The organism is Georgenia ruanii (genome assembly GCF_009193175.1).
GTDB lineage: Bacteria > Actinomycetota > Actinomycetes > Actinomycetales > Actinomycetaceae > Georgenia > Georgenia ruanii.
The window spans coordinates 17,231-36,935 of the sequence record NZ_VUKE01000012.1 but is presented as its reverse complement, the minus strand read 5'-3'; the positions used below and the strand labels follow the sequence as shown (position 1 = coordinate 36,935).

The following is a 19,705-nucleotide window of genomic DNA, read 5'->3' as shown; positions in this document are numbered from 1 at the left end:
GAGGCGTCTTCCCCAGAGCGGCCGAGGGGCGGTCAGCCGGGAATGAGGGCCGCGACCAGGCCGGGAGGCAGGGCAGCGACGCTGCGTAGGATCACTGCCGCCACGACCGAGAACCCAGCGATCCCCACCACGATCCTGCGCCGGCGGGCCGCCCGGACCGTCCCGTCCAGCCGGTCGAACCACGCCCGCAGCTCCATCGAGTCCTCCGGCGCCGGTTCGAGGCCAGGCACGAGCCGCGTCCGCCAGGTGCGCGGGTCCTCCGCCGCCGATCGGATGGCCGCCGCGTCCTCCTCGGTCAGTCGCGGTCGCTGCTTCGCGAGCCACCGCGTCAGGTGGCGCACCGTGAGAACCTCGACGTCGCGCGGGCGCCGGCGGATCGTGACGCGCTTCGCACCGTGGATCGCGACGATGGGTCGGACGACGACGGCCCGCCCGGTGGCGGCACCGAGCAGCCGGGCGGCCCGTCCGGCCTCGTGGCGGGAGTTGCGCAGGTGGTCGGTGCGCTGCCCGGACACCCAGAGCGCCTCGGAGACGGCGACGTCCTGGCCGGCGTGGTGCTTGGTGTTGATGGTGTAGACGCCGGCGGGGCCGATGGCGACGTGGTCGATGTCGGAGTCCGCCGCACCCACGGGGACGGCGTGGAGGACGAGCCAGCGCGGTCCGAGCCGTGCGAGCTCCCGCGCTGCCGCGATCTCGCCCAGCGCGCCCTGGTACCAGCTGCGGCCCTCCCGGCTGAGGGCGCCGAGGCCGAGCAGTCGCCGGAGGAGGCCGCGGCGCGACCGCCCCGCCTCCAACCGGCGCAGCTGGGCCATGGCGGACTGCCCCGGCGCCCGGGAGCGCAGCGACGTGCCGGTCTGGTGCACGTTGGCGGCGCCGCGGCGTCGCGGACCGATGTCGCCGCCGCCGCCAGGATTCGGAGGCATCATGGCAAAACTACATCCGGGTCGTCGGCGCAGGCGGCGGAACGACGGCGCGGAGCCGTCCGGGACCGGCCCACCGCTCTGCCACGTTCCGCTCCCCCGCAGACGCACGGGGCCCCACCCGAGAGCGGCGGATGGGGCCCCGTCCCGTGCAGAGCTCGTCAGAGACCGAGCACCGCCTGAATGGGCCCGAGGGCGAAGTAGAGGACGAACAGCGCCGAGACGACCCACATGAGCCAGTGCACCCGCCTCGCGCCACCCTTCATCACGACGGAGAGCAGCACGTAGGCGATGAAGCCCGCGCCGATGCCGGCGGTGATCGAGTAGGCGAACGGCATCATCACGATGGTGAGGAAGGCCGGGATGGCGATGGACAGGTCGCGCCACGGGACCTCGACGACCTGGGTCATCATGAGGAAGCCGACGATCACGAGGGCGGGGCTGGCCGCCTCGAAGGGCACGAAGGCCACGAGCGGCGAGAAGAACATGGCCACCAGGAACGCCAGCCCGGTGACGACGGCCGAGAGACCGGTGCGCGCGCCCGCGCCGACGCCGGTCGCGGACTCGACATAGCTGGTGTTCGACGAGACGCCGGCGGCACCACCCGCGGCGGCGGCGAGGGAGTCGACCACGAGGATGTTGCGCGTGTTCGGCGGGTTGCCCTCCTCGTCGAGCAGATTCCCCTCGGCGCCGATGGCGACCATCGTGCCCATCGTGTCGAAGAAGTCGGCGAGCATGATGGAGAAGATCAGCAGGATCGCCGCGAGCGGACCCAGCTTCTCGAACGCCCCGAAGAGGGAGAACTGGCCGAGCGTGCTGAAGTCCGGCAGCTGGACGGGCGAGCCACTCAGGGTCGGGGCGCTCAGCGCCCAGCCGGCCGGGTTGGCGTCGCTCTTGGTGCCGATGTGCGCCACCGCCTCGATGATCGCCGCCAGCACGGCGGCCGCGACGATGCCGATGAGGATGGCGCCCCGGACCTTGCGGACCATGAGCACGGCGATGAGGAACAGCCCGAAGACGAACACCAGAGCGGGCCAGCCGGCCAGCGAGCCGTTGATGCCGAGCTCGAGCGGCGTGCCGCCGGGACGCACGATGCCGGCGTTGACCAGGCCGACCAGGGTGATGAACAGGCCGATGCCGACCGAGATGGCGACCTTGAGCGTGTGCGGCACGGCCTTGAACACCGCGGCGCGCAGGCCGGTGAGGACCAGGACGAGGATGACGAGCCCCTCGAGGACCACCAGGCCCATGCCGTCCGCCCATGTCATGCCGGGCAGCTGGACGACGGTGAACGCGAGCAGGGCGTTGATGCCCATGCCGGCGGCCAGCGCGAGGGGGTAGTTGGCGGCCACGCCCATGAGGATCGTCATGATGCCGGCCACCAGGGCGGTCGCGGCGGCGATGGCGGGAATGTTGGGCGACGTGCCACCGCCGAGGTAGGCGCCGGTGGAGTCCGGGCCGGAGAGGATGCCGGCGTTGACCACGAGGACGTAGGCCATCGCGAAGAACGTGGCGAAGCCGCCGCGGATCTCGGACCCGACGGTGGAACCCCGTTCGGTGAGGCGGAAGAAGCGGTCCAGACGACCGAGGGACGTGGGGGGCGCGCTCGGCGCTGTGGTGCTCACGTTGCCGAATCGTCCCACTCCGCGAGAAAGTCAGCCCCTCCGGCTCAGATACTGGGAACCGTGTCTCACATCACGAACACCGGCCGCTGCCGGTGTCCTGGTGGAGCCGACGCGCCGCCCGCCCGGCCTACGATCAAGCCGTGCCCGAGCCCCGCTTCTTCGAGCGTCGCCCCGACCCGCCGCCCGCGAAGGTCAATGCCATCACGCTCACCGTCACCGGCACGCTGGTGTGGGCCGTCGCGACGGCGGCGGTCGCGGCCCTCATCGTCGCCGGAGCCGTCGACGCCGCGCTGCTCGACGTCTGCTTCGCCGGCCTCGCCATGGGCGTCCTCGCCATCGGCTGGGGGTACGTCCACGAGCGCCGCGCCCGGCGGTCCCGGGCCGAGCCACGGACCGAGCCACGGCAGTGAGCCGGTGAGGCGTCACGCCGAACGGGCCCACAGCCGCAGTGCGCGGCGCTGAACCGGCCCCCGTCCGCGCCGTCACATCGTCGCCGTGCACCTGGAAGAGGTCGTCCCCCCACGCGGCCGGACAGCGTCCGCGGAACTCTGCGTCGCTCCAGCGCGCTGGAGGCGGAGGACGGGTCAGTCGGGAGGACGGGTCAGTCGGGCCAGACGACGCCGTCGGCGGTGTAGTGCTCGCCGTCGTCGCCCACGAGGTTCGCGCCGAGGGCGGCGGCCAGGGGCAACAGCTCGCGCGCGCCGTCCTCGTCGGCGAGTCCCTTGACCGCCACGGCCCCGTCGTCCCACGTCAGCGAGACGGGGTCGCCGCCGGCGGACCGGTACTCGTAGACCGGGATCTCGGTCCCGTCCGCCCACCCGATCCGGCCGTTGACGGTGAGATCCGCGCGCGCACCCGCGAAGGCCAGCCACTCGCTCAGATCGATCGGCCGCTCGGCGCTCTCCCAGGGCAGCTCTGCCCGGGTGAGGTGGACCTCGTAGCTCATGCCGGCTCCCCACTGGTTTGCGGACGGCGTCAGCGTAGAGCCTCGGACGGCTCCCCGGAGGGGTTTGCGCCGCCATCTCGCCACGGCGAACGAGAACCGTATGAGAAGAAACCTTGTCGAAACGTGACCCCCGCTACACTCCCCCATCACCGGACAGCGTCGTCCGGTTCGGACATCACACTAGGGGGAGTTTTCTTTGTCTCGTTATCTCTCGCGCCGCCGTCGTCTGGGCGCCGGCGCCACCGCCGCGGTGCTCCTGGGCGCCGCGTTCCTCGCCGGGCCGGCCAGCGCCGCACCGACGGCGGAGCCGCCGTCCACGCCCGTCCCCATCGCCACGCCCGACGGCAAGCTCATGAGCTACGTGGTCAACGCCAAGCAGGCCAACCCCGGGCAGACCCGCCTGGTGGAGCGGGCCGTCGAGGACGCCGGCGGCGTCGTCGTGCAGTCCTGGCCGCAGATCGGCGTCGTCGTCGCGCACTCCACCGTCTCGACCTTCCGCCAGGACGTGCTCGCGGCGAAGGCGGCCGTGCAGTCCGTGGGCGCCACCCGCACCGTCGCGGTCTCCGAGGGCACCCCGGCCACCGCCGACACCCCGCGGACCCCGGGCTCGCGCGGCGCCGCCGCCTACAAGAAGGCCAACGGCCAGCCGCACCTGAACGGCTTCGCGGCCGGCGAGGTCTTCGACGTCGCCCCCGCCACCGACCCGGGTGAGGCCCAGCAGTGGGACATGGCGCAGATCAACGCCGACGACGCCCACGCCATCACCGACGGCGCCCGCAGCGTCCTCGTCGGTGTGCTGGACAGCGGCATCGAGTCCACCCACCCCGACCTCGCCGCGAACATCGACGCCGCGAGCTCGGTCAGCTGCATCGACGCCGGCCGGCCCGACACCTCCGCCGCATCCTGGGAGCCGACGACGTCGTCGCACGGCACGCACGTGGCCGGCACCATCGCCGCGGCCCGCAACGGCACCGGCATCGTCGGCGTCGCCCCGAACGTGCGCCTCGCCTCGGTGAAGGTGGTCAACGACGACGGGTTCATCTACCCCGAGTACGCCGTGTGCGGGTTCGTCTGGGCCGCCGAGCACGGCATGGACGTGACCAACAACAGCTACTACGTCGACCCGTTCGAGTTCTGGTGCGACGACCAGAGCGACCAGGCCGCCGCCAAGGAGGCCGTGCGCCGCGCCGTCGCCTACTCGCAGAAGAAGGGTGTGGTCTCCGTCGCCGCCGCCGGCAACAGCGCCTACGACCTGGCGAACAAGACCACCAACGCCTCCAGCCCCAACGACGCCCCGAAGCCGGTGGACCGGGTCATCAACAGCGGCTGCCACGACATCCCCACCGAGCTGCCCGGCGTGGTGACCGTCTCCTCCACGACGAACACCGAGGCGCTGTCGTCCTTCTCCAACCGCGGCCTGGGCGTCATCGACGTCGCGGCCCCGGGCTCGTCGATCCTGTCCACCGTCCCGGGCGGCAAGTACGCCCTGATGAGCGGCACCTCGATGGCCTCCCCGCACGTGGCGGGCGTCGCGGCGCTCCTCGTCTCCGCGCACCCGGAGTACACGCCCGAGCAGGTGGTCACCGCGCTGCGTGAGCAGGCTCGCGACCACTCGTGCACCACCACCACGCGCGGCGCCGCGTGCGTGGGCACGGAGCTGAACAACAGCTTCTACGGCGAGGGCATCGCCGACGCCCTCAGGGCTATCGGCTGACCGGCTGAAGCCCACGCTCAGGCCGCGTCCCGTTCTCGGGGCGCGGCCTGAGCCCTCTTCGCAGGCCCTGCTTCCGTGCTCTGGCCCAGGCGCGGTCAGGCCGGCGCGGCCGCTCGATGCCGGCCGGCAGGCGCGTAGTCGTCGGCACGGCGGGCCACGTCCTCGCTCGACTCGGCCCGGTGCCGGGCGCGCGTGACCCTCGGGGCGGCGGGCTGCGGCTCCGCGGCGGCGTCGGCGAGGGGCGTTCCGAACGCCGCGCGCAGCGCGGCCAGCAGGCCCCTCATCGGGGCTCCCCGAGCAGCCGGCGGGCGAGCACGCGAGCGGCGGTGAGCCCGGCGACGCCGGCGAGGACGAGGACGCCCAGCGCGAGCGACTGGTAGCCGACCGCGAGGCCGGTGGCCGCGAGCGCCGCGGCCGAGGACATGTCGGATCCGTACATCTCATGCTCCTTGCGTGACGTGGTGCCAGGTGCCCTCCTGGCGCCTGGCGTGCTGGACGACGGCGGCGACGAACGCGGCCTGGAGGACGAGGGCGTAGGTGAGCTCGAACAGGACGACGACCGCTGTGAGTCGGGCCTTCCACCCCTCGTCCCACACCGTCACCACGCGCTCGAGGACGAAGACCAGCCCGACCGAGAGCCAGAACGGGTCCACCCGGAAGCTGCCGGTGACCAGGGCGATCGTGGTGAGGACGAGGTAGGTGGCCATGAGCGCGACCGAGACGGTGAGCATGACCTGCTGGCCCCAGTAGGGCGCGGTCACCCGGTTCAGTCCGCAGGCGGTGACGTTCTGCAGCGCCCCGAGGTACCACCGCCGGCGCTGCAGGAACAACAGTCGGAGGGTCGGCATCATCTCGGTGGTGGCGCGGCACTCCACGGGCGAGGTCACCCGCCAGCCGAGCTGCTTGAGGTCGAGTGTGAGGCGGGAGTCCTCGGTGATGGAGTGCGGGTCGTAGAAGTGGCCGCGCGCCTCGCGGACGGACACCAGCGCCTCCCAGCGGATCAGCGCGGCCGTGCCCGAGAGCACGAACGTCTTGCCGGTCCGGGCGATCTGCTCGGCGTAGCGGGCCCACTCCAGGTGCTGCATGAACTGCAGGTAGCCACGCGGGTGCTCGCCGCGGAAGACCGCGCCCACCGCCCCGACCCGCGGGTCGCGCAGATCCTCGAGCGCACGCGCGACGAAGGTGGGGACGAGCTCGGTGTCGGCGTCCATGACGAGGACGAAGTCGCCCGGCGCCAGGTGCAACGCGGCCAGGGCCTGGTTCAGCGCCCCGGCCTTGCGGTGGGTGTTCCCCCGGGTGACCATCGTGCCCGCCCCGGCCTTGCGGGCGGCGACGACCGTGCGGTCGGTGGAGTTGTCCGACACGACGAGCACCCGGTTGACCTTGATGGTCTGCGCGCGCAGCGAGCGGACGGTCCGGCCGACGGAGGCCTCCTCGTTGTGGGCCGGGATGACGGCGACGACGCTCACCGGGCGACCTCGGCGAGGGTCGTGCGGCCAGGCCGCCCGCGGTGCGCGCCGGGCCGTCCCGGGACGACCCACGGCGCGAGCGTGAGGCGCGCGTGCCGGTCGGCCATGGCGTCCCTCCCGTCCCTGGTGTGCTCCGTGCGGTCCCCACAAGCACACCGCGGCGGCGTCACCGGCGGGTGGGGGCCCGAGGGTGAAGGGCAGAGGATTTCGGAGGACTCACCCTGGGATCAGGGGCAGGGCGAGGGAGGGTGACCCTCGAGCATGGGCGGGCCGGAGTCAGCGCACCGGCCGCCAGCGGGCCCCGGCCCGGCACTCCAGCCGGACGTGACCGGTCCCGGCGAGCGCGGCCACGGCGGCGGCCACCCGGAAGGCGACGTGGTCGGCGTCGTCGTCGTCGTCGGCGGTGAAGCGCACGCTCACCAGCGGCTCACCGCGCACGAGGGCGACGTCGCGGGCCTCGACCGTGGTCAGCGCGGCGGCCGCGTCGGCGGCGGCGGGCAGCACGGCGGCCGGATCGACGCCCGGGTGCAGCAGCCCCACGCCCACCCTTACCCGGTACGACGGCACCGCTCTCCCTTCGGCCCTCGGCCGGCCCCTGACGGGCCGGCAGCGACGATACGGCAGACGGCCGCGACCGGGAGCACGGCGCTGAGCGGTGCCGATCAGGTGGCCGACAGGGCCTCCGTCTGGCCGCTGCCGCGGGACGTTGCCTCGAGACAGGTCGCGAGCAGGCCGGCGTAGGCGGGGCGAAACGCGGTGAGGTCGTAGGCCATGGCCCGGTCCAGCATGAGAGCGGGGTCCGGCGGCTGCCTCAGGAGCGCCTCCAGCGCCGCCGCCCACCGTGCGGCACCGGCGCTCGCCGGGAGGATCATCCCCGCGCCATCGCCGAGCAGCTCGCGGCTGCCCCGGTTGGCACGCGCGAGCACGGGCGTCCCGGCGGCCAGCGCCTGGACGACGGTCTCAGCCATGCCCTCCCGCCGGCTGGGTGCGAGCACTGCTCCGGCGCCCGCGACCCACGCGGGCATCGTGTCGGCGCGGTCGATCAGGGTGAGCCACGGACGGGCGCGGGCGAGCTCCTCCAGGCGCCCGCGCAGCGGCCCCTCGCCGATCACCACCAGGCGGAGGCCGGGAAGGCTGACGTGGGCGCGCTCCACGGTCTCCACCGCCAGGAGCGGGTCGGTGTTGGCATCGAGATCGCCGCAGAAGAGGACGTACGGAACCCCGGCGTGCGCCCGGCGAGGCGCGTCCCGGAAGCGGTGGACGTCCACCCCCGCCCCGGGGAGGCTCCAGACGATCGCCGGCCGCCGGTGTGGCGGGAGCGCCGAAAACCAGGCGTGGTCCTCGCGGCTGACGGTGGCCACCGCCAGGGAGCGCGGGGCGAGGAAACGTTCGACCGTGCGGCTGGCGGCGGACGCCAGGCTCCTGTCCCCGTCCTGGAAGGGGAACCCGTGGGCGACGTAGAGGGTGCGGCGGCGCAGGCGCTCGGGCGCCACCAGCCGCCACACGGCGGCCGCGACGGGCGCCTGGACCTGGACGAGGTCCCAGTCCTCGGCCTCGCCCAGCCGGGCGAGGGCGCGGCCGAGCCGCACGAGCGCGGCGGGGCCGAGGGAGGGTGGGGCCGGCAGCGGCACGAAGGTACCCAGGGCGGTGAGCCGCTCGCTCCACCCGTCCTGAGCCGCGGCGAAGGTGAGCCGGAGCCCCTGCTCCCGCGCGATCTGCCACGCCGCCGGGCCCTGCATGACGAGGTCGCGGGCGACCGTGGAGATCACGAGCATCCGAGAGTCCATGAAGCGTCCCTTCGTCCCAAGGACCACCGCGACGGTGCGCAGGAGGACCCGAAGGGCGAACCGGGTGACCGGTACGCCCGCGCGGGTACGCGCCAGCCCAGAAAACCGGCCGGGCTCCCCGTGCTCCTCGAAACGGACGGATGATCGCCTGATGATCCGGCGGGGTGGACCCCGCCACGGGTGGGTGATGCCGGGGGCGCTGGGGTGAGTCCAGGGTGATGCAGCGTCTCAGACGCGGATCCCGGCCCGGCGCCGGGTGGTGCGGTTGGCGTGCACCGACCACCGCGGCACCCACCGCCCGAGAGCCCCGGCGGCGCCGAACCCGAGGGCGCCGGTCACCCAGATGCCGGCGGCGAGCGAGCCGAGGGCGGCCCCGGCGGAGACGACCAGGGGGCCCAGCGCCATCCCGCCGTCCTGCAGCACCCGCCACAGCCCCAGGAACTTCGCGCGGGCGTGCGCCGGGGCCACGTCGGAGCCGAGGGTCATGAGGATGCCCGAGCCCATGCCGTTGCCCAGCCCCATGAGCCCGGCGACGACCGCGACGGCGGCGAGGCTGGTGGTGAAGGGCAGGAGGACCATGGAGACGGCCATGACGATCATGGACGGGATCCCGATCCAGAGCCGGCCCATGCGGTCCATGACCTTCCCGGCCGGGTAGAACAGCAGCATGTCGACCGCCCCGGCCAGGCCGAAGATCAGCGAGGTGGTGCTGGGGTCGAAGCCCAGGTGCTCGGTCCACAGCGGCAGCACCGTCTGCCGGGCGCCGCGCACGGCGCCGACGAGCAGCACGGCCACGCCGAGGGTGCCCAGCACGGCCCGGTGCTCGCGCAGCACCTGCACCATCGTCGGCGCGGTGTGCGCGCGGCGGGCGGCGCGGGCGGCGGCGGCGCGCTCGCGCAGGGTGCCGGAGACGGGCACGCCGATCCGCTCGGTCTCGTCCCGGGCGAAGATGACCGTGACGGTGGCGGCGACGGCGGTGACCGCGCCGAGGAGGTAGGCGTGGTGGAGGTCGCCGCCGTGGATGACGGCGGCGCCGACGAACGGGCCGAGGAACTGCCCGATGCGGTGCACCCCGGCCAGGGTCGACAGCACCCGGGCCCGACGCAGCGGCGGGGTGATCTCGGTGAGGTAGGACTGCCGGGCGAGGTTGAACACCGCCGCCGCCGCGCCGGTGGCCAGCACGGCGACGGCGAGCAGCAGCAGGCTCGACGACGCCGCCGCCCCGGCGAACGCGAGGGACGCGACGACGCCGGCGAGGATCATCGCGCGCCGGTCGCCCACCCGGGCGGCGAGCGCCCCGGCGGGCAGGTCGGCGACGATCTGCCCCACCGGCAGCAGGGCCGCGACCACCCCGGCGACGGCGAGGCTCGAGCCCAGGCCCACCGCCGTCGGGGCGATGATCGGGAGCATCGCGCCCACGCCGATCTCGAAGACCAGGGAGGGCAGCAGGGCGCCGAGCACCACGGTGCGGAAGGGGAACATCGGGCCGTCGCCGTCGCGCGACGTGGTGGGGCGGGCAGTCATGATGGCCCATCATGGCGCGCCCCGCGGAGGCGCTCAGCCCGAGGCCACGGAGCGGTCGCCCGTCAGCGCAGCACCACGGTCCGGTTGCCGTGCAGGAACACCCGCCCCTCGCAGTGCCACCGGACGGCGTTCGACAGCGCCTTGCACTCGGTGTCCCGGCCGGCGGCGACGAGCTCCTCGGGGCCGAAGGCGTGGTCGACGTCCTGGACCTGCTGGGAGATGATCGGCCCCTCGTCCAGGTCGGAGGAGACGTAGTGGGCGGTGGCCCCGACCGTCTTGACCCCGCGCTGGTAGGCCTGGTGGTAGGGCTGGGCGCCCTTGAAGCTGGGCAGGAACGAGTGGTGGATGTTGATCGCCCGCCCGGTCAGCCGCCCGGCGAGGTCGTCGCTGAGGATCTGCATGTAGCGGGCGAGGGCGACGAGCTCGACGTCGAGGGCGTCGACCAGCTCCAGCAGCCGCGCCTCGGCCTCGGGCTTGGTGGCCGCGGTCACCGGGACGTGGAAGTACGGGATGCCGTGCCACTCCACGAGGTCGCGGTGGTCGGGGTGGTTGGACACCACGGCGACGATCTCGGCCGGCAGGTCGCCGGTGCGGGTGCGGAAGAGCAGGTCGTTGAGGGCGTGCGCGAACCGGGACACCATGACCAGCACGCGGGTCCTGGCCCCCGCCTCCCGGATCGTGAACCGGGCGCCCAGCTCCGCCGCGAGCGGGGCGAAGTCCGCGCGCAGCCCGTGCGCGCCCGGGTCGGGATGCCCCTGGCCCACGACGAAGTGCAGCCGGAGGAAGAAGTGCCCGGCGCGGAAGTCGTCGAACTGCTTGAGCTCGCGGATGTCCCCGTGGTGGCGCAGGAGGAACCCGGTCACCGCGTGGACGAGGTTGGGCCGCTCGGGGCAGTCCAGGGTGAGCACGTAGCCCGGCGCTCCCTCAGCACTCGATGACGTTGACCGCGAGGCCGCCACGGGAGGTCTCCTTGTACTTGATCTTCATGTCGGCGCCGGTCTGGCGCATGGTCTTGATCGCCTGGTCGAGGCTGACCTTGTGCGTGCCGTCCCCCTGCCGGGCGAGCCGGGCGGCGTTGATCGCCTTGACCGAGGCGATCGCGTTGCGCTCGATGCACGGGATCTGCACCAGCCCGCCGACGGGGTCGCAGGTGAGCCCGAGGTTGTGCTCGATGCCGATCTCGGCGGCGTTCTCGACCTCCTCCGGCCTGCCGCCGAGGACGGCGCACATGCCGGCGGCGGCCATCGAGCAGGCCGAGCCCACCTCGCCCTGGCAGCCGACCTCCGCCCCGGAGATCGAGGCGTTGATCTTGAAGAGGATGCCGATCGCGGCGGCGGTGAGGAGGAACTCGACCACGCCGTCGTCGTCGGCCCCCGGGACGAACCGGGTGTAGTAGTGCAGCACCGCCGGGATGATCCCGGCCGCGCCGTTGGTGGGGGCGGTGACGATCCGTCCACCGGAGGCGTTCTCCTCGTTGACGGCCAGGGCGTAGAGGTTGACCCACTCCATGGCCCACAGCGGGTCGGTCATCACCCCGCCGTCCTTGGTGGCCTCGGCCTCCTGCGCGCGCAGCCGCTCGCGCAGCCGCGGGGCGCGGCGCCGCACCTTCAGCCCGCCCGGGAGCGTCTCCTCGGTGCGGGTGCACCCGTTCTCGACGCACTGCTGCATGACGTCCCAGATGGTCAGCAGCTCGGCCCGCAGCTCCTCCTCGGTCCGCCAGCTCAGCTCGTTGGCGAGCATGACCCCGGCGATGGAGGTGCCCGCCTCCCGGCACCGCTGCAGCAGCTCGGCGCCGGTGCGGAACGGGTAGGGCAGCGCGGTGGCGTCCTCCACGATCCGGTCGGCCCCGGCGGCCTCGTCGTCGACGACGAAGCCGCCGCCCACCGAGTAGTAGGTCCGCTCGCGCAGCAGGGCCCCGCCGTCGTCGAACGCCTCGAACGTCATCCCGTTGGGGTGGGCCGGCAGCGCCTTGCGGCGGTGCAGGACCAGGTCCTCGTCGGGGTCGAAGGCGATCCGGTGGGCGCCGCCCAGGCGCAGGCTCTGGTCCTGCTTGAGCGCGGCGACGCGGGCCACCGCGTGGTCGGTGTCGACCGTCTCGGGGACCTCGCCCTCCAGCCCGAGCAGCACCGCCCGGTCCGACCCGTGCCCGTGCCCGGTGGCCCCGAGCGAGCCGAACAGCTGGGCACGGACCCGGGCGGTGCGCTCGAGCAGCCCCGCCGCGGCCAGCCCGGCGGCGAACCGCTGCGCGGCGCGCATCGGGCCGACGGTGTGCGAGGAGGACGGACCGATCCCGATCGAGAACAGGTCCAGGGCGGAGAGGGCCATCAGGCGTACTCCCGCATCCCGTCCAGCAGCCAGCGCACCACGTGGGTGGTGAAGGAGGAGCGCACGAGCACCCGCCAGGTCTGCTCGGCCGTGCGCCACAGGATCGCCGGGGTCGCGCCCAGCTGGGTGGCGAGGGCGGCGCCGACCGGGAAGACCCGCGGGTGCAGGTCGAGCCGGCAGGCCTTGTCCAGCACCCAGCGGGCGGCGGGCCCGGACAGCTCGAGCGTGGTCCGGTTGGCGGAGAGGTCCACCACCTGCCCGCGCCGGTCGCCCAGCGCCGCCGCCAGCCGGGCGGCGTACTCCGTCGTGAGCACGCCGGAATCGGCCTCGTCGGGCGCGACGGCGAGGAACTCGTCGGGGGCCAGCCACAGCACGAACAGCCCGCCGGGCCCCTCGGTCACCTCGCCCACCCGCCGGGGCAGGACGGCGCCGAGCGCGGCCTCGAGCGCGTCCCCGCCGGGCGTGCCCGGCTCGGTGCGCAGGGCGACCTGGGTGAGGAACGCGACCTCGCGCAGGGCGACGGCGGCGGCGGAGCCGGCCGCCATCTCGGCGCGAAGGTGGTGGGCGGGGCTGCGCCGGTGGCCCAGCACCTCCGCGCCGCGGGCGGTCGGGTCGTCTGCGAGCGTCAGCACGTCAGCCATCTCGCCTGGCTCCTTCCTTGTCGTAGAGCACCGGTTCGTCGATCCGGACCTCGGCGAAGCGCCCGCCGAAGGAGGCGAGCAGGGTCTCCCCCACCCGCGCCCGCCCGTCCGTGACCAGGGCCAGGCCGAAGCTGCGGCCCAGCGCCTGGCTGTGGTAGCTGGAGGTGACGTGCCCGAGCATGGGGATCGGCCGTTCGGGCAGGCCCGCGCCGGTGTAGCCGCCGAGCGCGTCGGCCGCGACGAGCTGGGTGCCCTCGGGCAGCCGCAGCGAGGCGTCGACCGGCAGGACCGAGACCAGCTCCTTGCGCCCGCCCTCGGCGTGGGAGGCGCGGGCGTAGGACCGCTTGCCGATGAAGTCCTTGGTCTTGGACACGATCCAGTCCATCCCCAGGTCCTGCGGGGTGACCGTGCCGTCGGTGTCCTGCCCGACGATGGGGTAGGCCTTCTCGGCGCGCAGCACGTGCATGGTCTCGGTGCCGTAGGGCGTGATGCCCAGGTCCGCGCCGGCGGCGGCGATGTCCTCCCAGACCTTCAGCCCGTACCAGGTGGCGACGTTGACCTCGAAGGCCAGCTCGCCGGAGAAGGTGATCCGGCAGATGCGGGCCGGGATCCCGGAGGCCAGGACGGTCTCGCGGAACTCCATGAAGCCGAAGCCCTCCGTCGACACGTCCAGGTCCGGGGCGATCCGGGCGATCACCTCCCGCGAGCGCGGGCCGACGACGGCGGTGGTCGCCCACTGCTCGGTCACCGAGGTGAACGTGACGTCCAGGTCGGGCCACTCGGTCTGGGACCACTCCTCCAGCCAGTCGAGGACCTTGGCGGCCCCGCCGGTGGTGGTGGTCATGAAGTAGCGGTCCTCGGCCAGCCGGAGGGTGACGCCGTCGTCGAAGACCATGCCGTCCGGGGTGCACATGACCCCGTAGCGGCCCTTGCCCACCGCGAGCTTCTTGAACGCGTTGGTGTAGACGCGGTTGAGGAACTCCCCCGCGTCGGCCCCGCGGATCTCGATCTTGCCCAGGGTGGTGGCGTCCATGAAGGCGACGTTCTCGCGGGCGGCGCGGCACTCCCGGGCGACGGCGGCGTCCATGTCCTCGCCGTCCTGGGGGTAGTACCAGGGCCGCTTCCACTGCCCGACGTCCTCGAACCGCGCGCCGTGGGCGACGTGCCACGGGTGCGCCGGGGTGGTGCGGGCGGCGTCGAACAGGTCACCGCGGTGGCGCCCGGCCAGGGCGGCGAAGGCCACCGGGGTGAACGGGGCCCGGTACGTGGTGGTGCCGATGTCCCCGGGGGACACGCGCCCGCCGGCCTCGCCCGCGAGCGCCCGGGCGAGCAGCCCGATGGTGGTGACGCCGGCGATCTTGCCCTGGTCCAGGCCGGTGCCGATGGAGGTGTAGCGCTTGACGTGCTCGACCGAGCGCATGCCGGCGCCGGTCGCGCGCAGCACGTCCGCGGCGGTCTGGTCGCGCCCGGGGTCGACGATGTGGGTGTCGTAGGCGCCGTCGCGGCCCTCGACGATCCACAGCTGGCGGGTCGCGCCGGCCCGGGCGCGCCGCTCGGCCGGGTCGGTCCCGGCGCCGGCGGGGTCGGTCTCGGCGGCGTCGGCGGAAGCGGCCGCGGCGTCGTCGACCGCGCCGAACCCGGCAGCCGCGGCGGCCGCCGCCCCGGCTCGACGGCCCTCGGCCACGCACCCGGCGGTCCAGGACGTCCCCGTCACCGCCCCGGCCAGGTGCTGGCCGCGGACCGGGGCCGCGGGCAGGAAGCCGGCGAGGGCGTCGTCCCACGTCAGGGCGCCCTGGCGCTGGCTGTGCAGGTGGACCACGGGGCTCCAGCCGCCGGAGACGGCGACCAGGTCGGCCGCGACCCGGTCCGGCTCCACGGTGGGGCGGCCGTCGGCGTCGATCGGCGCGACCCAGGCCGCCTCGACGGCGGTGGTGCCGTCGACGCCGACGACGGCGGACCCGGAGCGGATGGCCAGCCCGGCCGCGACGGCCCGGTCGCGCGCCGCGGAGGGCTCGGACGCCTCGCGGGCGTCGACCACGGTCACCTCGGCGCCGGCGTCGCGCAGGGCGTGGGCGGTGGCGTAGGCGGAGTCGTTGGTGGTGAACACGACCGCCGCGCGGCCGGGCCGGACGGCGTAGCGCCCGAGGTAGGTCTGCACCGCGGAGGCGAGCATGACCCCGGGGACGTCGTTGTCGGCGAAGACGATCGGCCGCTCGCTCGCGCCGGTGGCCAGCACCACCCGGCCGGCGGTGACGCGCCAGACCCGCTGCCGGGAGACCCCAGGGCGGGCGGTGCCGCCGAACTGCGGGCCCCGCTTCTCCAGGGCCATGAGGTAGTTGCCGTCGTAGCTGCCGAAGACCGAGGTGCGGGTGAGCACGCTGACCTCGGGGGCCGCCTCGAGCTCGGCGCGCACCGCGGCGATCCAGTCGGCGGCGGGCACGCCGTCGACGGTCTCGCCCGGGTCGGCCAGCAGGGACCCGCCGAGCAGAAAGTCCTGCTCGAAGAGCATCACCCGGGCACCGGTGGCGGCCGCCGCGCGCGCCGCGGCCAGGCCGGCGGGGCCGGCGCCGACGACGGCGACGTCGGTGTGGACGTTCATGGTGTCGTACTCGGCCGGGTCCGGGCGCTGGTCGAGCACCCCGATCCCGGTGAGCAGGGTGACGTCCAGGCCCTCGGTGATCTCCACGGTGGTGGCCGGCAGCATGGACTCGTCGTAGTCGCCGCGGATGCGCACGAGGGCGTTGGGCTCCTCCACGCCCGCGGTGAGGATGCCGCGGGGCCGGGAGAGGTAGATCGAGTCGCCCACGCGCGCCCGCCCGGCGGCGAGCAGGGCGGAGGCGACGGTGTCGCCGGCATAGCCGGTCACCGGCGCGCCGTCGACGACGAACTCGACCGGCCGGGAGCGGTCGATGGCGCCGCCGGCGTCCAGTCGCAGGGTCTGGTCGGTCCCCATCCTCAGGCTCCCTTGCTCGTGACGGGTCGTGGCTCGGTCATGGTGTAGACGCGGGCGATCTCGTAGGTCCGGGTGTCGCGGACGGCGTTGAACCACTTGCGGCAGCCGGCCGAGTGCACCCACCGCTCGGCGAAGTCGCCCTGGGGGTTGTCGCGGTAGAAGAGGTACGCGGCCCACTCCTCGTCGGTCAGGGCGTGGGGGTCCTCGGGGTAGGCCACGTGCGCCTGGCCGCCGTAGCCGAACTCGGTCTCGGGGCGCGGCCCGCAGAACGGGCAGTCGATGGTGAGCATGCTGGTCCTTCCGGAAGGCCGGGTCAGTGGGCGACGGCGGCGGCGCCGTGCTCGTCGATGAGGGCGCCGGTGACGAACCGGTCGAGGCTGAACGGGCGGTTCAGCGCGTGCGGCTCGTCGTGGGCGATGGTGTGGGCGTAGGCCCAGCCGGCGCCGGGGACGGCCTTGAACCCGCCGGTGCCCCAGCCGCAGTTGACGTAGAGCTGGTCGACCGGGGTCAGGCCCATGATCGGGGAGGCGTCGAGGGTGACGTCGACGATGCCGCCCCAGGTGCGCAGCAGGTGGGCCCGGGAGAAGGCCGGGAACAGCTCGACGGCGGCGGACATCTGGTGCTCGATGATGTGGAACGAGCCGCGCTGGCCGTAGCCGTTGTAGGCGTCGATGCCCGCGCCCATGACCAGCTCGCCCTTGTGCGCCTGGGAGACGTAGACGTGCACGTGGTTGGACATCACCACGGTGGGGTGGATGATCTCGTGCAGCTCGGAGACCAGGGCCTGCAGCGGGTGGGACTGGATGGGCACCCGGAAGCCGGCCCGCTCGGTGAGCACCGAGGTGTGCCCGGCCGCGGCCAGCGCGACCTTGCCCGCGCCGATGCGCCCGCGGGTGGTCTCCACGCCGGTGACCCGGTCGCCGTCGAACGTGAAGCCGGTGACCTCGCAGTTCTGGATGAGGTGCACGCCGAGCTCGGCGGCGCGGCGGGCGTAGGCCCAGGCGACCCAGTCGTGCTTGGCGATGCCGGCGCGCGGCTGGTAGGTGCCGCCCATGACCGGGTAGCGGATGTCGTCGGCGATGTTGACGATCGGGCAGACCTCCTTGACCTGCCGGGGGTCCAGCCACTCGGCGTCGACGCCGTTGAGCCGGTTCGCCTCCACCCGGCGGACGGACTCGCGCACGTCCTGCAGGGTGTGGGCGAGGTTGAGCACGCCGCGCTGGGAGAAGAAGACGTCGTAGTCGAGCTCCTCCTCGAGCCCCTCCCACAGCTTCAGGGCGTGCTCGTAGATGGCGGCGGACTCGTCCCACAGGTAGTTGGACCGGATGATCGTCGTGTTGCGGGCCATGTTGCCGCCGGCCAGCCAGCCGCGCTCGAGCACCGCGACGTTGGTGATGCCGTGGTTCTTGGCCAGGTAGTAGGCGGTGGCCAGGCCGTGGCCGCCGGCGCCGACGATGACGACGTCGTAGCTGCTGCGCGGCTCGGGGTTGTCCCAGAGGAACTCCGGGTGCGGGGGCAGGTGGCGCTGGTTCATCGGACGGCCTTCCCGACGGTGAGGTAGAGGGGGAAGCGGGCGGCCAGCGCGCTGACGCGGTCCCGCAGGGCGGCGACGTCGGCCTGCGGGCCGGCGGTGAGCGCCGCGGCGATGACGTCGGCCACCTCGGCGAAGGCCGCGGCGTCGAAGCCGCGGGTGGCGAGCGCCGGGGTGCCGATGCGCAGTCCCGAGGAGACCATCGGGGGCCGCGGGTCGAACGGGACGGCGTTGCGGTTGACGGTGATGCCGATCGAGTGCAGCAGGTCCTCGCCCTGGCGGCCGTCGAGCTCGGAGTGGCGCAGGTCCACCAGGACGAGGTGGACGTCGGTGCCGCCGGTGAGCACGGTGATGCCGCGGTCGGCCAGGTCCGGGGCGGACAGGCGCTCGGCGAGGATGCGGGCGCCCTCAAGGGTGCGCCGCTGACGCTCCCGGAAGGCCTCGCCGGCGGCGACCTTGAACGCCACGGCCTTGCCGGCGATGACGTGCTCGAGCGGGCCGCCCTGCTGGCCGGGGAAGACCGCGGAGTTGATCTTCTTGGCGATATCGGCGTCGTTGGTGAGGATCACCCCGCCGCGCGGCCCGCCGAGGGTCTTGTGGGTGGTGGAGGAGACGACGTGGGCGTGCGGCACCGGCGAGGGGTGCAGCCCCGTGGCGACCAGCCCGGCGAAGTGCGCCATGTCCACGAACAGGTAAGCCCCCACCTCGTCGGCGATCTGCCGGAACCGGGCGAAGTCCAGCTGGCGGGGGTAGGCCGACCAGCCGGCGACGATCATCCGCGGGCGGTGCTCGCGGGCCAGCCGCGCGACCTCGTCCACGTCCACGAGGTGGGTGTCCTCGCGCACGCCGTAGGCGACGACGTCGTACAGCCGGCCCGAGAAGTTCAGGCGCATCCCGTGGGTCAGGTGGCCGCCGTGGGCCAGGTCGAGCCCGAGGATCGTGTCGCCGGGGGTGAGCAGCGCGTGCATGACCGCCGCGTTGGCCTGGGCGCCGGAGTGCGGCTGGACGTTGGCGAAGGCCGCGCCGAACAGGCCCTTGACCCGCTCGATGGCCAGCGTCTCGACGACGTCGACGTGCTCGCAGCCGCCGTAGTAGCGCCGGCCCGGGTAGCCCTCGGCGTACTTGTTGGTCAGGACCGAGCCCTGCGCCTGGAGGACCGCCACCGGGGCGAAGTTCTCCGAGGCGATCATCTCCAGCGTGCCTTGCTGGCGGGTCAGCTCGGCGTCGATCGCGGCGGCGACCTCGGGGTCGACGACGCCGAGGTCCGCGTCGAGCACGGACCGGGACAAGGTGGTGTCAGTCATGGGGATCTCCAGCAGGTCGGGCGCACGACGTCGTGTCGACGGCTGATATATCAAGTGATGCGCAACACTAAGGGGACAATCCCGGCACGGTCAACACTCTGATCGACGGTTCGAACGAGGAGGAGGGCGCATGGCCCGCCAGAGCACCGAACGCAGCTACGACTCGCTGGCGGAGCGGGCCTACCACGAGCTGCGCGACCAGCTGGTGCTGCTGGACATCGCGCCGGGCTCGCCCATCAACGAGGCGCGGCTCGCGCTCGAGCTCGGCATCGGCCGCACGCCGATCCGCGAGGGCCTGAAGAAGCTCGAGCAGGACCACCTCGTGGTCTCCTTCCCGCGCCGGGGCACCTTCGCCACGCGGGTCGACCTCACCGACCTGGCCGACATCAGCGAGCTGCGCCAGGTGCTCGAGCCGGTGGCGGCCGCGGGCGCGGCGCGCCGCGCGGGGCCCGAGCTGCGCGCCCAGCTGGCGGCCAAGGCCGAGCAGATCGGCGCGATGGACCACGATCCGGCCGACCGGCGCGGGCTCATGGAGTACGACCTCGAGGTGCACCGGCTCATCTACCGGGCCGCCGGCAACCCCCACGTCGAGGAGACCCTCGTCCGGCTGGACAACCTCGCCACCCGGATCTGGTGCCTCGTCCTGGACCGCCTGCCCGACGTCGCCGCGCACATCCACGAGCACGTGGGCCTGCTGCGGGCGATCGTCGACGGCGACGCCGACCGGGCCGCGACGCTGGCCGGCGAGCACGTCGCGCGGTTCGAGGAGTCGGTCCGCCGGGTGCTGTAGCGGCGCCGCGCCGAGCGCGCCTCGCCATGCGGGTGTCCCCGCCACGGGCCGTTCCACGCGCCACACCCGGGTGGCGCCCGCTGCCGGCGCCAAGCCGCTCCACCCCCGCGACGCGGCCCGTTCCGCGGCGTCCGCCCGTCGATGACACCCGCCCCCTCACCTCGGGGACTCCGCAC

19 protein-coding genes are annotated in these 19,705 nt (G+C 73.8%); 3 read left to right on the top strand and 16 right to left on the bottom strand.

Annotated elements, in window-relative coordinates; translation table 11 throughout:
• Positions 1-32: 32 nt before the first annotated feature.
• Both GD880_RS12600 and GD880_RS12595 read right to left on the bottom strand, forming a co-directional pair.
• Positions 33-923, bottom strand: a complete 891-nt coding sequence (locus tag GD880_RS12600) for a nuclease-related domain-containing protein (protein ID WP_193314485.1) — start codon at positions 921-923, stop codon at positions 33-35.
• Between the two features lie 158 nt (positions 924-1,081).
• Positions 1,082-2,545 (bottom strand): NCS2 family permease, encoded by a 1,464-nt coding sequence (locus tag GD880_RS12595; protein ID WP_152231978.1) that lies wholly within the window; start codon positions 2,543-2,545, stop codon positions 1,082-1,084.
• A 140-nt stretch (positions 2,546-2,685) separates the two neighbouring features.
• Between GD880_RS12595 and GD880_RS20375 the strand changes: the two genes are divergently transcribed.
• Positions 2,686-2,955 (top strand): DUF2530 domain-containing protein, encoded by a 270-nt coding sequence (locus GD880_RS20375; protein WP_193314484.1) that lies wholly within the window; start codon positions 2,686-2,688, stop codon positions 2,953-2,955.
• Between the two features lie 191 nt (positions 2,956-3,146).
• Here GD880_RS20375 and GD880_RS12585 read toward each other — a convergent pair whose 3' ends face one another.
• The gene (locus GD880_RS12585) at positions 3,147-3,491 is read right to left on the bottom strand and encodes a hypothetical protein (protein ID WP_152231976.1); all 345 of its coding nucleotides are present in this window, start codon (positions 3,489-3,491) and stop codon (positions 3,147-3,149) included.
• Between the two features lie 196 nt (positions 3,492-3,687).
• Here GD880_RS12585 and GD880_RS12580 point away from each other — a divergent pair, with 196 nt between their 5' ends.
• The gene (locus GD880_RS12580) at positions 3,688-5,205 is read left to right on the top strand and encodes a S8 family peptidase (RefSeq protein ID WP_226909626.1); all 1,518 of its coding nucleotides are present in this window, start codon (positions 3,688-3,690) and stop codon (positions 5,203-5,205) included.
• A gap of 95 nt (positions 5,206-5,300) precedes the next feature.
• On the opposite strand, the gene GD880_RS12575 is transcribed toward GD880_RS12580, so the two are convergent.
• The 13 genes from GD880_RS12575 to glyA all read right to left on the bottom strand — a co-directional run bounded on the left by GD880_RS12575 (position 5,301) and on the right by glyA (position 18,739).
• A complete protein-coding gene (locus GD880_RS12575) occupies positions 5,301-5,489 on the bottom strand; it encodes a hypothetical protein (RefSeq protein WP_152231975.1) in 189 nt (62 codons plus the stop codon).
• Entirely contained in the window at positions 5,486-5,644 is a 159-nt protein-coding gene (locus GD880_RS20370) for a hypothetical protein (RefSeq protein ID WP_193314483.1), read from the bottom strand. Before GD880_RS20370 ends, GD880_RS12575 begins: the two co-directional genes overlap by 4 nt.
• A gap of 1 nt (position 5,645) precedes the next feature.
• Complete coding sequence (locus GD880_RS12570; RefSeq protein ID WP_193314482.1) at positions 5,646-6,674, bottom strand: glycosyltransferase family 2 protein; 1,029 nt, start codon at positions 6,672-6,674, stop codon at positions 5,646-5,648.
• Between the two features lie 276 nt (positions 6,675-6,950).
• Positions 6,951-7,214 carry a hypothetical protein gene (locus GD880_RS12565; RefSeq protein ID WP_226909625.1) on the bottom strand — a complete coding sequence of 88 codons (264 nt, stop codon included), beginning with the start codon at positions 7,212-7,214 and terminating at the stop codon, positions 6,951-6,953.
• Between the two features lie 122 nt (positions 7,215-7,336).
• Positions 7,337-8,461 (bottom strand): glycosyltransferase family 4 protein, encoded by a 1,125-nt coding sequence (locus GD880_RS12560; RefSeq protein WP_152231972.1) that lies wholly within the window; start codon positions 8,459-8,461, stop codon positions 7,337-7,339.
• 228 nt (positions 8,462-8,689) lie between these two features.
• Positions 8,690-9,985, bottom strand: coding sequence for an MFS transporter (locus GD880_RS12555; protein WP_152231971.1), 1,296 nt, complete (start codon positions 9,983-9,985; stop codon positions 8,690-8,692).
• A gap of 62 nt (positions 9,986-10,047) precedes the next feature.
• Positions 10,048-10,893: a formyltetrahydrofolate deformylase gene (purU, locus tag GD880_RS12550; RefSeq protein ID WP_152231970.1), complete on the bottom strand. Its 846-nt coding sequence runs from the start codon at positions 10,891-10,893 to the stop codon at positions 10,048-10,050.
• 16 nt (positions 10,894-10,909) lie between these two features.
• Entirely contained in the window at positions 10,910-12,310 is a 1,401-nt protein-coding gene (locus tag GD880_RS12545) for an L-serine ammonia-lyase (RefSeq protein WP_152231969.1), read from the bottom strand.
• Positions 12,310-12,951: a sarcosine oxidase subunit gamma gene (locus tag GD880_RS12540; protein WP_152231968.1), complete on the bottom strand. Its 642-nt coding sequence runs from the start codon at positions 12,949-12,951 to the stop codon at positions 12,310-12,312. Before GD880_RS12540 ends, GD880_RS12545 begins: the two co-directional genes overlap by 1 nt.
• Positions 12,944-15,904 (bottom strand): 2Fe-2S iron-sulfur cluster-binding protein, encoded by a 2,961-nt coding sequence (locus GD880_RS12535; RefSeq protein WP_152231967.1) that lies wholly within the window; start codon positions 15,902-15,904, stop codon positions 12,944-12,946. The genes GD880_RS12540 and GD880_RS12535 overlap by 8 nt, the downstream gene beginning before the upstream one ends.
• A 2-nt stretch (positions 15,905-15,906) precedes the next feature.
• The gene (locus tag GD880_RS12530; RefSeq protein WP_152231966.1) at positions 15,907-16,194 is read right to left on the bottom strand and encodes a sarcosine oxidase subunit delta; all 288 of its coding nucleotides are present in this window, start codon (positions 16,192-16,194) and stop codon (positions 15,907-15,909) included.
• A gap of 23 nt (positions 16,195-16,217) precedes the next feature.
• On the bottom strand, positions 16,218-17,438 hold the full coding sequence (locus GD880_RS12525) for a sarcosine oxidase subunit beta family protein (RefSeq protein ID WP_152231965.1): 1,221 nt from the start codon (positions 17,436-17,438) through the stop codon (positions 16,218-16,220).
• Complete coding sequence (gene glyA, locus GD880_RS12520) at positions 17,435-18,739, bottom strand: serine hydroxymethyltransferase (protein ID WP_152231964.1); 1,305 nt, start codon at positions 18,737-18,739, stop codon at positions 17,435-17,437. The genes GD880_RS12525 and glyA overlap by 4 nt, the downstream gene beginning before the upstream one ends.
• Before the next feature lie 130 nt (positions 18,740-18,869).
• On the opposite strand from glyA, the gene GD880_RS12515 reads away from it, so the two are divergent.
• A complete protein-coding gene (locus tag GD880_RS12515) occupies positions 18,870-19,529 on the top strand; it encodes a GntR family transcriptional regulator (protein ID WP_152231963.1) in 660 nt (219 codons plus the stop codon).
• Positions 19,530-19,705 lie beyond the last annotated feature (176 nt).